This is a genomic window from Sporosarcina sp. USHLN248, from assembly GCF_037144575.1.
Classification (GTDB): domain Bacteria; phylum Bacillota; class Bacilli; order Bacillales_A; family Planococcaceae; genus Sporosarcina; species Sporosarcina contaminans.
This window is the reverse complement of sequence record NZ_JBBCZC010000009.1, coordinates 77133-92674: the sequence shown is the minus strand read 5'-3', so window position 1 is coordinate 92674 and position 15542 is coordinate 77133. Positions and strand designations below refer to the sequence as shown.

Annotated in this window: 12 protein-coding genes; all 12 read right to left on the bottom strand. The window is 43.5% G+C overall.

Features of this window, described 5'->3' with window-relative positions; all coding sequences use genetic code 11:
* Window positions 1-233: 233 nt before the first annotated feature.
* Window positions 234-3791 (bottom strand): chromosome segregation protein SMC, encoded by a 3558-nt coding sequence (gene smc / locus WFH04_RS05605; RefSeq protein ID WP_336823082.1) that lies wholly within the window; start codon window positions 3789-3791, stop codon window positions 234-236.
* Between the two features lie 2 nt (window positions 3792-3793).
* The gene (rnc, locus tag WFH04_RS05600) at window positions 3794-4561 is read right to left on the bottom strand and encodes a ribonuclease III (RefSeq protein ID WP_336823081.1); all 768 of its coding nucleotides are present in this window, start codon (window positions 4559-4561) and stop codon (window positions 3794-3796) included.
* 144 nt (window positions 4562-4705) lie between these two features.
* Window positions 4706-4942: an acyl carrier protein gene (locus WFH04_RS05595; RefSeq protein ID WP_336823080.1), complete on the bottom strand. Its 237-nt coding sequence runs from the start codon at window positions 4940-4942 to the stop codon at window positions 4706-4708.
* Between the two features lie 388 nt (window positions 4943-5330).
* Window positions 5331-6077: a 3-oxoacyl-[acyl-carrier-protein] reductase gene (gene fabG, locus WFH04_RS05590; protein WP_336823079.1), complete on the bottom strand. Its 747-nt coding sequence runs from the start codon at window positions 6075-6077 to the stop codon at window positions 5331-5333.
* A gap of 2 nt (window positions 6078-6079) precedes the next feature.
* Window positions 6080-7018 carry an ACP S-malonyltransferase gene (gene fabD / locus WFH04_RS05585; protein ID WP_336823078.1) on the bottom strand — a complete coding sequence of 313 codons (939 nt, stop codon included), beginning with the start codon at window positions 7016-7018 and terminating at the stop codon, window positions 6080-6082.
* Window positions 7015-8001: a phosphate acyltransferase PlsX gene (plsX, locus tag WFH04_RS05580; protein ID WP_336823077.1), complete on the bottom strand. Its 987-nt coding sequence runs from the start codon at window positions 7999-8001 to the stop codon at window positions 7015-7017. The genes fabD and plsX overlap by 4 nt, the downstream gene beginning before the upstream one ends.
* A complete protein-coding gene (gene fapR, locus WFH04_RS05575; protein WP_336823076.1) occupies window positions 7998-8585 on the bottom strand; it encodes a transcription factor FapR in 588 nt (195 codons plus the stop codon). The genes plsX and fapR overlap by 4 nt, the downstream gene beginning before the upstream one ends.
* Window positions 8586-8735: 150 nt before the next feature.
* On the bottom strand, window positions 8736-10784 hold the full coding sequence (gene recG / locus WFH04_RS05570) for an ATP-dependent DNA helicase RecG (RefSeq protein WP_336823075.1): 2049 nt from the start codon (window positions 10782-10784) through the stop codon (window positions 8736-8738).
* Window positions 10765-11673: an L-serine ammonia-lyase, iron-sulfur-dependent, subunit alpha gene (gene sdaAA / locus WFH04_RS05565; protein ID WP_336823074.1), complete on the bottom strand. Its 909-nt coding sequence runs from the start codon at window positions 11671-11673 to the stop codon at window positions 10765-10767. Before sdaAA ends, recG begins: the two co-directional genes overlap by 20 nt.
* 15 nt (window positions 11674-11688) lie before the next feature.
* Window positions 11689-12351: an L-serine ammonia-lyase, iron-sulfur-dependent subunit beta gene (sdaAB, locus tag WFH04_RS05560; protein ID WP_336823073.1), complete on the bottom strand. Its 663-nt coding sequence runs from the start codon at window positions 12349-12351 to the stop codon at window positions 11689-11691.
* 653 nt (window positions 12352-13004) lie between these two features.
* Window positions 13005-14669, bottom strand: coding sequence for a DAK2 domain-containing protein (locus WFH04_RS05555; protein ID WP_336823072.1), 1665 nt, complete (start codon window positions 14667-14669; stop codon window positions 13005-13007).
* A gap of 21 nt (window positions 14670-14690) precedes the next feature.
* Window positions 14691-15050, bottom strand: a complete 360-nt coding sequence (locus WFH04_RS05550; protein WP_336823071.1) for an Asp23/Gls24 family envelope stress response protein — start codon at window positions 15048-15050, stop codon at window positions 14691-14693.
* Between the last annotated feature and the right edge of the window lie 492 nt (window positions 15051-15542).

Sequence of the window (15542 nt, the reverse complement as noted above, 5' to 3'; positions counted from 1 at the left end):
GCCATCCCCTCGAGGTCGCTTCAATTTTGAATTGGAAGACAAAAAACGTCTTCCAGTTCAAAATCTCCAGCGCTTGTCGGGGATTAGCAGGCTGCCTGCGCTTTTGTTTCATCCAGACTCCGGCAGCCATCCCCTCGAGGTCGCTTCAATTTTGAATTGGAAGACAAAAAACGTCTTCCAGTTCAAAATCTCCAGCGCTTGTCGGGGATTAGCAGGCTGCCTGCGCTTTTGTTTCAACTCATTACTTCTGCGGGCATTTCGGATAGTTTGACGGATATAAGCTTTGATACACCTGATTCCTGCATTGTTATGCCGTAGAGGACGTCTGCTCCTTCCATCGTGCCTTTTCGATGCGTTATGACAATGAATTGCGTCCTCTCAGAGAACTTTTTCAAATATCTACTATAGCGGATGACATTTGCCTCATCGAGTGCAGCTTCTACTTCATCCAATATGCAAAACGGAACAGGTCTAACTTCAATAATGGAAAACAGTAAAGTGATTGCTGTTAATGCACGTTCTCCACCAGATAATAGACTTAGGTTTTGCAGTTTCTTCCCAGGTGGCCTTGCGACAATTTCAACACCTGTTTCAAGTAGATTATCAGGCTGTGTTAGGATCAAATCTGCATCCCCGCCACCAAACATTTCTTTGAAAACGAGGTGGAATCTATTTTTAACAGCATTGAATGTCGTACTGAACCGCATTTCCATCTCGCGATCCATTTCATCCATCGCTTCATTAAGTGTATTTTTCGCATCGATCAAATCATTCCGCTGTTCAGTTAGAAAAGCATGACGCTCTGATACATCTTTATATTCTTGAATCGAGCCCGGATTGACTGGTCCAATTTGTTCCAACTCCGCCTTTAGTGAATCCACCTTAACTCGGGCCGCTTCCACGTCAAATTGTTCAACCGAATCAAAATCAGGATACAATCCATATTCATCCAATAAACGGTTTGTGATTGATTCATACTTCACTTCCAGTCGAGAAAAAGCAACACGCAGCTCGTTTAAAGAACCGACTGCCTTGGAAGATTCAGCACGCAAATCCGATAATGTTTTTTCGGATTGATCCAAGGATGCTGATAGTTCTCCCCTTTTACCTTTTTGTTCGTTTAAGGAAATTTCCATATCCTTCTTTCTTTTCGAAGCTTCTTCAATGCGTGCATTTATTTCTTCTGGAGATAAATCAATACCCATCTCATCTTCCGAATAAAGTGCTTGCTCATCTAACAAAGAGCTTATTTTTTGTTCTGTCAATGTTAGAGACTGCTTCAACTCATGGATGGTAGATAGCTGATGTCCATTCTGTTCCCTTAATACCGCAGTTTTCTCTCGCAGTTCTGACTGCTTATTTTGCAGCGCAGCCTCTTCATTCCGACGATCCGCCGCTAACCGTTCAAGCGTATCTACTTCAGCTTGGATGGATACAAGGGATTTTTTAACTTCCCCATGTCTACGAAGCAGTTTTTCTTTTCTGTCGTTCAACTCTGTACCAACATGCAGCGCACCAGCTCGCCCGTTTTCCGCTACAGAAATTTCGGATTCAACAGTTCTAATTTCTACATTTAACTCACGAATTCGCACATCGATCGTGGACATTTCTACTTGTAAGCTTTCCAAGGTGATTCGATACGTATCTTTCTCGTGCATATGTTTTGCGACAGCCATTTTAGAGTCGCTAATTTTTCGATGCCCAATTTCTATCGAGGAAGCCATGCGTTCCACTTGGCTCGTTAATGTCTCCAACTCAGCTTTTCTTGAAAAGACGGATGATTGACCTTTAGCCCCTCCTCCTGTCAATGAACCTCCCGCATTGACGACGTCGCCATCAAGCGTAACGACACGGTAGCGATAACCGATCGATTTGGCAATTGCTGAAGCACCTGCAAGCGTTTTAGCAACAATTGAATTTCCTAATAGATTTTCCGCTATAATTCTAAATTCGGAATCGGTTTGCACAAGTCGATCTGCTGTACCGACAAATTCTGGATGACTTTCGGCAATTTGGATCGTTGCATACGGAATTGTTCTCGATTTCATAACATCACGGGGCAAAAAAGTAGCCCTGCCCGCATTCCGCTGTTTTAAATAGGCAATTGCATTTCTCGCCTCTTTTTCCGTTTGCGTAATAATATGCTGCATTGCGCCGCCTAAAGCAGTCTCAACCGCTTTCATATATTGGTCATCAACATGGATCAATTCAGCTACAGCTCCATCGATGCCTGCTAATCTTCCTTCTTTTTTAGCTACTAATATCGCTTTGACACCTGAATAGAATCCAGAAAAATCCGCTTCCATGCTTTGTAATGCACGCAATCTTCCTTGCATTTCCGACTGCTTATTCAATGCTTGATGCATCATTTGCTGCTGTCCTGACAATTCTTTCTCTGATTCATTATACAGGCGATCCGCTTCTCGATAGGATAGCTCTACCTCTTCCTTCCGCTTTTTCAATCCGGATAAGACAGATAACTGTTCTTCACGTTCTGCGTTCAGCTCCAACAATTTCTTTTGAAGGACAGCGGTTTGTTCAGTAATACGATCAGAAGACGTTTTTTCGCCTTCAAGCCGCTCCTCTACATGCCTTAACTCACTGCGTAATGTCGCTTCTTCATTGAGCTGTTCAATATAATTAGACTTCAATTCTTCAATTTCCACTTCGGTCTCTTTTACCGAGCGCTTTAAAATTTGTGAAATCTCGTTCATTTCTGTTTGTAGCTTTTCTAATTCTGAAGTTGTAGTCGCTACGATTGCTTCTGCGCTTTCTAATTTTAAGGATAATGCTTCTTTCTCTTTTTTCGCTGCCGATAGCTCATTTTCAATTCGGTTTATTTGCTGCTCGCTATTTTTCCGTTTTTCTAATGAAAGCAAGCGCCGCCCTTCCCATTTTTCAGTTTCAGCGCTCATTTCGATAAGCTGTTTCTGATAATGGTTTATTTGTTCATCAATCTTGTTCAATTCCGTTTTCGTAGCATTTACTTGTTGCTCCGTTAACAAAATTTTCTTTTCCATTTGTTCTTGTTCAGATTGACGCAATTCAATTTGCTCTGCTTTTAAAAGCATTTCTTCTCTTAATTTCGAACCATCGAAATTCAATAATTGGACATCCACATCCCGAATTTCCCTTGAAAGATATTGATGCCTTTCAGCCGCTTCAGCATTTTGCCGGAGAGGTTCAATACGGTTATCAAGCTCTTTTAAAATGTCCAAAACACGGTCTAGGTTATCTTGCGTCTCAAATAGCTTATGTTCGGCTTTCCGCTTTCTCGTTTTGTACTTCAAAACGCCTGCTGCTTCGTCAAAAATACTTCTTCGATCTTCCGGACGGCTATTCAAAATCTCATCGACCCGTCCTTGGGAAATGATTGAAAAAGCTTCTTTCCCAACACCTGAATCCATAAATACATCGTTAATGTCTTTTAGGCGACACTGCTGTCCATTCAGTAAATAGACACTTTCACCAGAACGGAATACTCGTCGGCTGACACTGATCTCAGTATAGTCTAGAGGGAACAAGCCATTTGTATTGTCAAGAATAAGCGACACTTCTGCAAAGTTTAACGGTTTACGTGAATCGCTTCCTGCAAAGATGACATCTTCCATCTTCGCTCCACGCAAAGACTTGGCGGATTGCTCGCCTAACACCCACCGGATTGCATCTGTAATATTGCTTTTGCCGCTCCCATTAGGACCGACGATTGCTGTGACCCCCGGTACAAAATCGATGCCAATCCGTTCTGCAAATGATTTGAACCCCACAATCTCGACTCTTTTTAGAAACACAATCAGTTCTCCCCTTCGGCCCGATCATCCGCTATTAACTGGATTGCCTGACGAGCCGCTTCCTGTTCTGCTTCTTTTTTCGATCTTCCAATTCCCATTCCAAGCTCCCTATTATCCAACCGGACGACGGTGACAAACTTTTTCGCATGCGCAGGACCTTTCTCTTCGACAATCTCATAGCTAAGATGGCCTTCATTCGCCTGCTGGACGATTTCTTGCAAGCGGCTTTTATAATCCATCACATGCGAAAAAGTACCGGCCCCGATTTTCGGGAAAACAACTTTTTCAAGGAACTTTGTAACTGGTTCCATCCCTTGATCTAAAAACAACGCTCCGATGAATGCTTCAAACACGTCTGCCAAGAGCGCTGGACGCATTCTTCCACCTGTTTGTTCTTCTCCTTTGCCAAGTAAAATATATTCTCCGAACTTGAGCTCATTTGAAAACTTGACTAATGAAGGCTCACATACGATCGCAGCGCGTAGTTTTGTCAACTCACCTTCGCTCATATTCGGCTCAGCTGCATAAAGATAACGGGATACACCTAACTCCAAAACGGCATCCCCTAAAAATTCAAGCCGTTCATTGTCAGTAAAATTTTTTCTGCGATGTTCATTGACAAAAGACGAATGGGTAAATGCATTGTACAAAAGGGAGCTGTTTTCAAAGCGAATGTCCAAATCTGCTTGCAGCTGTTCAAATTTATTGCGAATATCTACGGGTAATGTTGGTGTGAAATTTCTATTTTTATAATGCCATTTATTTTTCATAGCCGACTCTGCCTTTCAATCCATAGTTCTTCTCATTTTACATCGTTCATGCGATACTTGCAAAACCGAAAAGAGATACTTTCAAACCTGATCAATGAATGGACAGGTTGAAAGCATCTCAACGGGAATTTCATAAGAATTTCATTAGTTCGTTTTTTCTTCGATATATTTCACTGCATCGCCAACAGTGCCGATTTTCTCAGCATCGTCATCGGAAATTTCCATATCGAACTCATCTTCCAATTCCATAACAAGCTCAACAACATCCAAAGAGTCTGCGCCAAGATCATCGCGGAAAGAAGCTTCAGGTTTCACTTCGCTTTCATCGACACCAAGACGGTCGACAACAACTTTCGTTACACGTTCAAGTACTGACAACATAGTCACCTCCTCTCAATGAAATGTGGAGGGTGGCGGTAAGCCTCGACAGGTGCTGGAGAGCTTGAACATAAGGCGCTTTTCGCCTTATGCTTCAAGACCGAAGCAACCCGAGAGGCTGCCACCCGAAACTGGACGCGTAGGCGGCCCGCTTAGGTGCGACAGGCGTAAGACAGAACGGCGGAAGCGGCGTTTTTTGCCGCATAGCTGTGCTGGCTTATGACCCAAGCACCTGGCCGCCGAAACTGGACAATAGAAATGCGTAGGCGGCCGGCTTAGGTGCGACAGGCGTAAGACAGAACGGCGAAGCGGCGTTTTTTGCCGCATAGCTGTGCTGGCTTATGACCCAAGCACCTGGCCGCCGAAGCTGGACAATAGAAATGCGGAAAAATTACATCACCATGCCACCATCTACATGAATCGTTTGACCGGTTATATAATTCGCATCATCTGACAAGAGGAAAGCTACTGCTCCAGCGACATCTTCGGCTGATCCTAATTTGCCTAATGGAATGGAACCTAACATTTGCTCTTTTATATCTTCAGGAAGAGCATCGGTCATATCAGTTGTAATGAAACCTGGAGCTACCGCATTTACGGTAATATTTCTCGTCGCAAGCTCTTTTGCGGTCGTCTTCGTCAAACCGATTACACCAGCTTTTGCAGCGACATAATTCGCCTGTCCCGGATTGCCGGTGACGCCAACAATAGAAGCAAGGTTGACAATCTTCCCAGCGCGTTGTTTCATCATTTGGCGCGTTACAGCTTTTGTACAAAGGAATACGCCTTTTAAATTGATGTTCATGACATCGTCCCATTCGTCTTCCTTCATGCGCATCAACAAATTATCACGTGTAATTCCCGCATTATTTACGAGCATATCAATTGAACCAAATGATTTCAATGTCTCATCGATCATTTGTTTCACTTGTTCCGCATCGGAAACATTCGCTTGAATTGCAAAAGCTTCCCCACCGGATTGTTTGATCAATTCAACGACTTCTTCTGCCTTTTCTTTGCTTCCGCTGTAATTAACAGCAACTTTCGCCCCTTCTTTTCCTAACAAAATAGCAATCTCACGACCGATGCCTCGGGATGCACCCGTTACAATCGCCGATTTACCTTCAAATCTACCCATTATTACCACCCTTTCGAGGCTTCAATGACCGCTGCCAATGTGTTCTCGTCATAGACAGGGAAAATCGTTGCACTTCTGTCAATTTTCTTCACAAGTCCCGATAACACTTTACCTGGACCGCACTCAATGAAATGTGTCACACCTAAATCCAATAACTTTCTAACTGAGTCCTCCCACAAAACTGGTGAATACAATTGTTCAACTAACAATTCCTTGATCTTCTCTGGATTTACTACAGCTTCAGCGTTGACGTTCGCAATTACAGGAACAGCCGCTTCTTTCATATCGATTTCATCTAAAGCAGCAGATAATTTTTCCGCAGCAGGCTTCATGAGAGAAGAGTGGAATGGCCCACTGACATCTAAAGGTATTGCTCGTTTGGCACCCGCCTCTTTCAATTGAACACAAGCTTTTTCAACGCCATCTTTCGTGCCCGAAATAACGATTTGCCCAGGACAGTTTAAATTGGCCGGCTGGACGACAGCTCCAGACTCTGAAATCGCATCGGTTACTGCTTTTAGCTGATCGCCATCCATGCCTAAGATTGCTGCCATTGCACCTTCTCCTGCAGGCACAGCATCATTCATATACAGGCCACGCTTATGAACAACAGAGACACCATCTTTAAATGACAGTACGCCTGCAGCAACAAGTGCTGTGTATTCGCCTAAGCTATGACCTGCAGTATAATTAGGCTGAATACCTTCAGCTTTTAGTCTATCCGCAATCATAGCACCTACTGTTAAGAGTGCGGGTTGGGCATTGTAAGTCAATGTTAATTTTTCTTGCGGCCCATTTTCCATCAAGTCGCTCAATTGAAAGGATAGCGCTTCATCTGCCTCCTTGAAAAATGCACTGCTTTCTTCATTTTTTGATAGTTCTACTCCCATTCCAACCGTTTGTGATCCTTGTCCAGGAAATAAAAAAGCAATTTTTGTCATTCTCCATCCCCCACAGTCTCTCGAATTGTTCCGCATACGTCATACTCAACCATCGTCCGCGCCTGCCTAATGGCATTCAAAATTGCATTGGCATTTGAAGATCCATGCGCCTTAATGACTGGAGAATTGAGGCCGAAAAGACCTGCGCCTCCATATTCCGTATAGTCCATCTTGCGTTTCAATCCACGCAAACCATCTTTAACCAAAGCAGCGGATAGTTTATTTTTAAATGAAGCCCCATAAACTTCCTTCAACATTGAGAAGAATCCGGATGCCGTTCCTTCAATTGTTTTCAACACCATATTTCCGGTGAAACCATCTGTAACGATAACATCTGCCACACCATTTAAAAGCTCTCTCGATTCAACATTACCTATGAAATTGATCGGTGCTGTTGAAAGCAGTTCATACGCTGACTTAGTCAGTTCATTCCCTTTGCCTTCTTCGGTTCCGATATTCAATAATCCTACCCGCGGCTTTTCAATGCCCCGTACTTTCTCAGCGTAAATACTTCCCATAATGGCATATTGCTGCAAATGAGCCGGTTTAGCATCCGCATTCGCTCCGACGTCTAAAAATACGAAGCCTTGTCCTCCTATTGTAGGTAACGTCGGCGACAAAGCCGGCCTGTCGATTCCTTTAATGCGTCCAACGACAAAGAGCCCAGCTGCCATAAGAGCCCCTGTGTTGCCAGCAGAGACACAAGCATCTGCATCACCGTCTTTAACAGCTTGCGCCATGCGTACCATCGAAGCATCTTTCTTTTTGCGGATTGCCCGTACAGGCTCATCATCCGGTTCAATTTTTTCTGTGCAATGAACGACAGTAAGCCTTTCATGTCTTGTAAGATAAGGCTTCATAATTTCTTCATTTCCATAAATATGTATATGTAAATCATTAAATTCCGATAGACTCTCTATCGCACCTTCGATGATCTCTCTCGGTGCATGATCTCCGCCCATACCATCCAATGCGATTATCATTTTCTACTCCTCCTGCCTTGTCCTTCTGTATTCCGGTACATCTGGAAATCTCCCGAGAATACTTTTTCATTTTCTACAGTTGAAATGACTTCAACATAAGTCCTTTTATCTGTAGAGCGATCTTTGTTCACAGTTGCACGGGCAATTACCCGATCGCCGGCCCTTACAGGCTTCACAAAATGGAGTGTGGATGTAACAGTCAATGCCAAATCATCATCTAACACTGCTACGGCTAAAGAATTCGCTTGTGCGAATAAATGATGTCCTCGAGCAATCCCATTCCGTTGAAATACATGATCTTCCGTCACATCGAAAATAGATATGGCGCGTTCATCAAGCTCAATATCAACAATCTCTCCAATCACTTCATCGGACTGAAGCGATTTCACCTCTGCTTCGATCGTTTTCGAAGCAACCGATTTCAAGCGCTCCCGCAACTCAGGGATCCCGCATTCCAATCGATCCAGTCTAATCGTCTGAACACTGACATTAAAGTGCTTAGCCAATTCTTCATCTGTTAGAAAAGGATTTTCTTCAAGCAACTGGCCAAGCTGCTGTTGCCGATCCTTTTTTGGAATTCTCAATTGTTTCACCCTTCCGGATTAGCACTTGGTACTAATACCAGTATATTATCATAATTCATTTCGAATTTCTACCAGCAATATTAAGAAAGGGAATCATTATTAATAATATAAAAAGCATCAACTCCTCGATTCTACGAGGTTTTGATGCTTTTAATCTATACGATCCTGGCTAAGTGCACCTGATTGTTCAAGAATCTTCACTAAGTAATGATATTCTGGGTCTGTCCAGAATTGATCCGATTCCAACAATCGTTCGGCATCTTTTCTTGCTGTATCAAGAGCCTTGTAATCATGGACTAAATCAGCCATTTGAAACTCTGGAAGACCGCTTTGCTTCTTGCCAAAAAAGTCTCCTGATCCTCTCAATTCAAGATCCTTTTCCGCCAAGACGAAGCCATCGTTCGTTTCGGTCATTGACTGCATCCGTTCCTTGCCTTCCTCGTTTTTCGGGTCAGCCAATAAAATACAGTACGATTGATCCGCTCCCCTTCCGACGCGCCCCCTTAGCTGATGTAGCTGCGCTAAACCGAAACGCGTTGCATCATAGATAAGCATGAACGTTGCATTTGGTACGTTCACCCCTACTTCAACTACTGTTGTGGAAACGAGACAATCGATTTTGCCATCGCTGAAATCTCGCATAATTCGATCTTTTTCATCAGAGTGCAATCGACCATGCATTAAACCGACAGAATAGCGTCCATTAAAATGAGATGTTAGCTGTGCGTGGACGTCTACAGCATTTTGAACATCCAATTTATCTGATTCCTCGATGAGCGGGCAAATGACATACGCTTGACGCCCAGCCGCCAATTCTTTTTCCATCCTTTTCAAAACTGGCAACAAAGAGTCTTCCTTCAGCCAATAGGTTTCAACTTTTTTTCGTCCAGCAGGCATTTCATCCAATATAGAAATATCCATCTCACCGAATGCTGTTATCGCCAATGTCCGGGGAATTGGCGTAGCCGTCATGAATAGCACATCGGGATTCATGCCTTTTTCCCTTAAAATACGACGCTGCTCAACTCCAAATCGATGCTGCTCATCTGTAATGACGAGGCCAAGATTTTGAAAGCTGACGTCAGGCTGAATTAAAGCATGCGTACCGATTAGCAAATCAATTTCCCCTAAACGAAGTTGCTCTAAAAGAATTTTTCTCGCTTTCCCTTTCGTCGATCCAGATAAAAAGGCGACGCTTACACCAAAGGGAGTGAGCCACTCGGATATTGCATTAGCATGCTGCTCCGCCAATATTTCGGTAGGTGCCATAAGCGCCCCTTGAAAACCGCCTGTAATGGCAGCATATAAAGCAGTGGCAGCGACGACTGTTTTCCCAGAGCCAACATCCCCTTGCAAGAGCCGATTCATCCGAACCGGGCTTTTCATTTCAGCACATAATTCATTAACTACTCTCTTTTGCGCATTTGTCAGTTCAAATGGAAGCGTAGAAATGAATGACTTTAACTTATCTAAATCATAATGAATTTCCAAGCCTTTTTCCGCTTTTTTTCTATTCTTTTTCAATGCAACCATCTTCAATTGAAAAGCCAATAATTCTTCGTAGACGAATCGTCTTCTCGCATGCTTCACATCGCTTGGAGTATTCGGAAAATGGATCATTTCCAAAGCTTCAGCAATAGCAGGCAGTTTGTATGCATCTCTTATTACGGCAGGCAACGTATCTTCAAATTGGTCGAGCCCGACATCCAAAGCCGTTCTCATATGGCGCCTAAACGTTTTTTGATGCATGACCCCTTTCAGGCTATAGATCGGTTCAAAATCTGCCTGATTGACTTTCGGCCCTTCATTGAAGCTGCTTACATTAATAACTTGCCGACCTTTGTCCCATTTTCCGGTAACTGTAATGATCATTCCAATTGACAGCCTGTCCTTCAAATAATGTTGATTAAAAAACACAGCTTTTACAAGATGGTTGCCAGCGAGAAGTCGAATTTGCAGCCTTGAACGGTTTCTCCCTAAAAAAAGGACGGAAGGCTCGCTTTCGACCCTTCCTTCAATCGTCACTCTTTCTTCATGCGGTGTTTCTGAAAGATTCTTCAACCTGAAATCCTCATGGCGATAAGGAAATGTGTAAATCAAATCTTTAATCGTTTCAATGCCTAATTTTTGAAACTGTTCGGATGCAGCTTTACCTACTCCTTTTAATGCAGTTACCGGATCATGAATTGATCGTGTCACGAACCGCCCGATCCTTTCCGAAAATCTCAGCTTCGAGCGCCTTTCCTGTCGGCGTAGCAGCCAGTCCACCCTTTGCTGTTTCTCGCAGTTCAACCGGCATCCGCTGTCCTATACGATGCATCGCTTCGATCACTTCATCTGTAGGAATTTTGCTGACTACGCCCGCAAGCGCCATATCTGCACCGACTAATGCTTTTGCCGCACCCATCGCATTCCTTTTCACACACGGCACTTCAACAAGCCCTGCAACAGGATCACAAACAAGCCCTAACATATTTTTCATAACGATCGAAAAGGCTTCGGCACTTTGCTGGGGAGTTCCTCCTGCCATTTCCACAATTGCTGCAGCCGCCATGGAAGCAGCCGAACCAGTTTCAGCTTGGCATCCGCCTGCAGCGCCGGAAATCGATGCGTTATTCGCAACGACAAAACCGAAAGCTCCTGATGTAAATAAGTAATTGACCATTTGCTCACGTGTCGGGTTTAATTTATTCTTTACTGCAAAAAGCGTACCAGGGACGATACCTGCAGCTCCTGCCGTAGGTGTCGCGCAAATCATCCCCATAGCAGCATTCACTTCATTCGTTGCAACAGCCTTGCTCACCGCATCCAAAATGAGATCCCCCGAAAGCGATTTACCGGACTCTATATATTTTTGCAAAAGAACAGCGTCTCCACCAGTAAGGCCAGACGTCGATTTAACACCTTTCAATCCTTGTTCAACTGCATTTTCCATCACTGTCAAATTGTTTTCCATTTGAGCAACAATTTCTTCTCGCGTTCTTTTTGTTATGAGCATCTCTTGCTCAATCATTATTTCTGAAATCGGTTTACTTTGAGTTTCAGCAAGCTCTACAAGCTCTTTTACAGTGCTGAATAAAACATCCATCTGTCGGATTCCTCCTTATTTTGCCAACGTAGATACTTGCGTAACATTAGGCAATGATTGCAGTTCATTAATCAATTCATCATTCAGCACTTGGTCAACCTCAATGACCATCAGCGCCATTTTTCCTTTTTCTTTCCTGCCTACTTCCATATGGGCAATATTCATCCCTTGAGCGGCTATTGCGTTGGATACGTTCGCTATGACGCCAGCCCGGTCATTATGAACGACAAGCAATGCGGGGAAATGGCCAGAAAGCCGAAGCGGAAATCCGTTCAATTCAACGACCTCCATCGTTCCTCCACCGATTGAAATGCCGACAAGCTCCATATCGCCCTCTTCATCCCCGATTAGAATGCGAGCTGTATTCGGATGGTCCATTTCCTCTTCCTCTGGTATAAATTCGAACGTCATTCCAGCGGCGGACGCATCTTCGAAAGCCGTCTTTATCCGTTCATCAAAAGTATCGTATCCTAACAGTCCGCCTATGATCGCAACGTCTGTCCCGTGTCCTTTATAAGTTTCCGCAAAGGATCCATAAAGGTGGATTTTCGCCCATTTAGGCTGCCTGCCGAACAAGTCTCTTGCAACAAGTCCAATCCTTGCTGCGCCAGCAGTATGAGATGAAGATGGACCGATCATAACAGGACCGATAATTTCAAAAACCGATCTGAATTTCAAAGCCATTGCCCCCTTTTCCCTATCTATTTCAACAATAAAATACAAATTCATATCTTAGTCTATTTTACAATACATCCCTATGAAAAACAAAAAACAAACATTTGTTCATAGGCTATTAACTCTATTAGGATTCGATAAGCTATTCTTTTAGTATGCATTCTTTCCGAAGCAAGACTCGAGCTCTGTCCATATAGAAATATAAAAAAACACGTCTCAAAGGACGTGTCAGCTTGTTGGCAAACGTTCGCATACTGCGAATCGAACAGCGGAGGGTTCGATTTGCCTTAATTTCTGCGTTCTTTGCAGAAATTAAGGCACCTTTACGATTACGTATAATTAGGTTGCCTGTTCTTCGCTCGTCCCCTCATGAACCTAAGTTCTATTCGGGTCTTCGCTTCGCGCGGGCTCACATGAAGCGAGTCATGCAACCGTCGCAAATCGAACGGCGAAGGGTTCGATTTGCCGTATTTCTGCACTCTTAGCAGAAATTAAGGCACCTCTAGGACATGGCGTTCTGAGGTTGCCTTCCTCGACAAGCGTTTTCAAGCCAAGATAGGCAAACACCTATCTCATGACTCAAACCTTAAAAGGACTGTAGACAAAGTAAAAAGATACTTTGTCTACAGTCTGACACGTCTCAAAGGACGTGTTTTTTATTCAACCGATAGGATGAAAGGATATAGTGGTTGTTTGCCGTTGTATAGCTCAACTTCCATATGATCATGCTGTTGTTCAATGTAATTTGCCATTGCTTCAGCTTGTTCTTCACTTACATCTTCTCCATAAATGATTGTAATTATTTCATCATCTTCATCTATTAGCGAATCGATCAACGTTTTCATGACGTCGTCGAGCGAAGGGTTGGATACGATAATTTTGCTGCCCGAAAGCCCCATAAAGTCGCCCTTCTGAATATCGATTCCATCGATAGATGTATCTCTAATTGAATAAGTGATTTGACCTGTCTTCACTTGAGATGAAGCTTCAGACATAACACGGCTGTTTTCTTCTACAGTCGCTTCCGGATTGAAAGCTAATATTGCTGCCAAACCTTCTGGTATCGATTTTGTAGGAACGACTGCCGCATCGATATCCAAAACTTCAGCCGCTTGGTTTGCAGCCATTACAATATTTTTATTATTTGGAAGGATAATGACTTTTTCAGCTTCTACATCCTGAATCGCCTTTACAATATCTTCTGTTGATGGGTTCATCGTCTGTCCGCCTTCAATAACGACAGATGCTCCTATACTCCTTAGCAGATCTGCCACTCCGGGCCCCATTGCTACTGTGACGACTGCATATGGATGCTTGTCCTTTTTATCAACTGAAGGTTTAGTATGATGATTTTTACCGACGATTGCAATATGCTGTTCACGCATATTTTCAATTTTCATATTTATGAGCGAGCCGAATTTCTGCCCATAATTCAATGCTTCTCCAGGCTGTTCGGTATGAATATGTACTTTAGCTATTTCATCATCCGAAATGACTAGCAACGAATCTCCTAATTTGCTTAAGTCCTCGCGGAAAGCACTTTCATCAAACGGGTGCTTTTTCACTTTTTCGTCTTCAAACTTCACCATGAACTCTGTGCAGTAGCCGAATACGATATCTTCCGTATTCATAAATCCTTGAACACCGCGGTGATGCTCAGCGTTTACGAGTTCATCCATCGACTCTACAGATGAACGTTCAGGAAGCGCTTCCCCTTTTAAACATGCTAAAAAGCCTTCATATACATAAACGAGGCCTTGACCACCGCTATCGACGACACCTACTTCTTTCAATACCGGCAATAAATCCGGTGTTCTTTTTAAAGAAGCGATCGATTCTTTCACAACAGCTTCCATCACTGCAATGACATCATCAGTTTGTCCCGCTTTTTCTACACCTGCTTTAGAAGCGTCTTTGGCAACTGTTAAAATCGTTCCTTCAACAGGTTTCATAACAGCCTTATATGCTGTTTCAACTCCATATTGCAAAGCAGCAGCAAATTTTCTGCTGTTTAATTCGGCTTCGTTTTCGACCGCTTTTCCGAAGCCACGGAATAATTGGGATAAGATGACCCCTGAATTCCCGCGAGCTCCCATGAGCAATCCTTTTGAAAGAGCTTGCGCTGTTTTACCCAAATGCGGCTGAGCATGCGCCTCCGTCTCTTTCGCGCCAGAAGTCATGGACAGGTTCATATTTGTTCCTGTATCACCATCGGGTACTGGAAACACGTTTAATGAATCGACATAGTCTGCATTTTGGTGCAAATGATGTGCACCCATTCTCACCATGTCCGCAAATTTCAAACCATCAATAGCATTCATTGAAAAGTTTTCCTCCTTCAATCAATTCGTCACCCGAACCCCTTGAACAAATATATTCACTGAATCCACCGTTAACGATAATGTCTTTTTCAATGTGTACATCACTTTGGATTGCACTTGGTAAGCAACTTCGGATATTTTCGTACCGTAGCCGACAATCACATACATATCAATATGTGTTTCATCTCCAATATTGCGAACGATGACACCTTTGCCATAATTCTCTTTACGAAGAATTTCAGTCAGACCGTCACGAATTTGATGTCTCGATGCCATGCCTACAACACCATAGCATTCGATCGCAGCTTCTCCGACCACTTGGGCAATCACATCATTCGTAATATCTATTTTACCGTAATCGTTTTTCATTTCGATTGACATATTGCTTCCCCTCCTGCATCCTTGTTCACTCCCCTCATTGTACTATACACAATGATAATAGAAAAGCGGAAGGTGGCGCTTAGCTGCGACAGGCGCTGGAGGCCGTAAGGTAAAGGCGCTTTCTGCATTTATCCTTATGACCGAAGCGACCCGAGCAGCTGCCACCTGGAGACTGGACAATAGAAAAGCGGAAGTGACCGTTTTGCGCCGTACGAACTGGAGAAGCTGAAACGAAAGACGCTCTTTGTCTTACGTTTCAGCTTTGAAGTTCGATAGGCGCAGGGCACTGGAGACTGGAAAAGGAAAAGCGGAAGGTGGCGCTTAGCTGCGACAGGCGCTGGAGGCCGTAAGGTAAAGGCGCTTTCTGCCTTTATCCTTATGACCGAAGCGACCCGAGCAGCTGCCACCTGAAGACTGGACAATAGAAAAGCGGAAGTGCCTTAAATCGATGTTTCATTGTAAAGGAAAAATACTTGAAAGGCATTCGAAAAA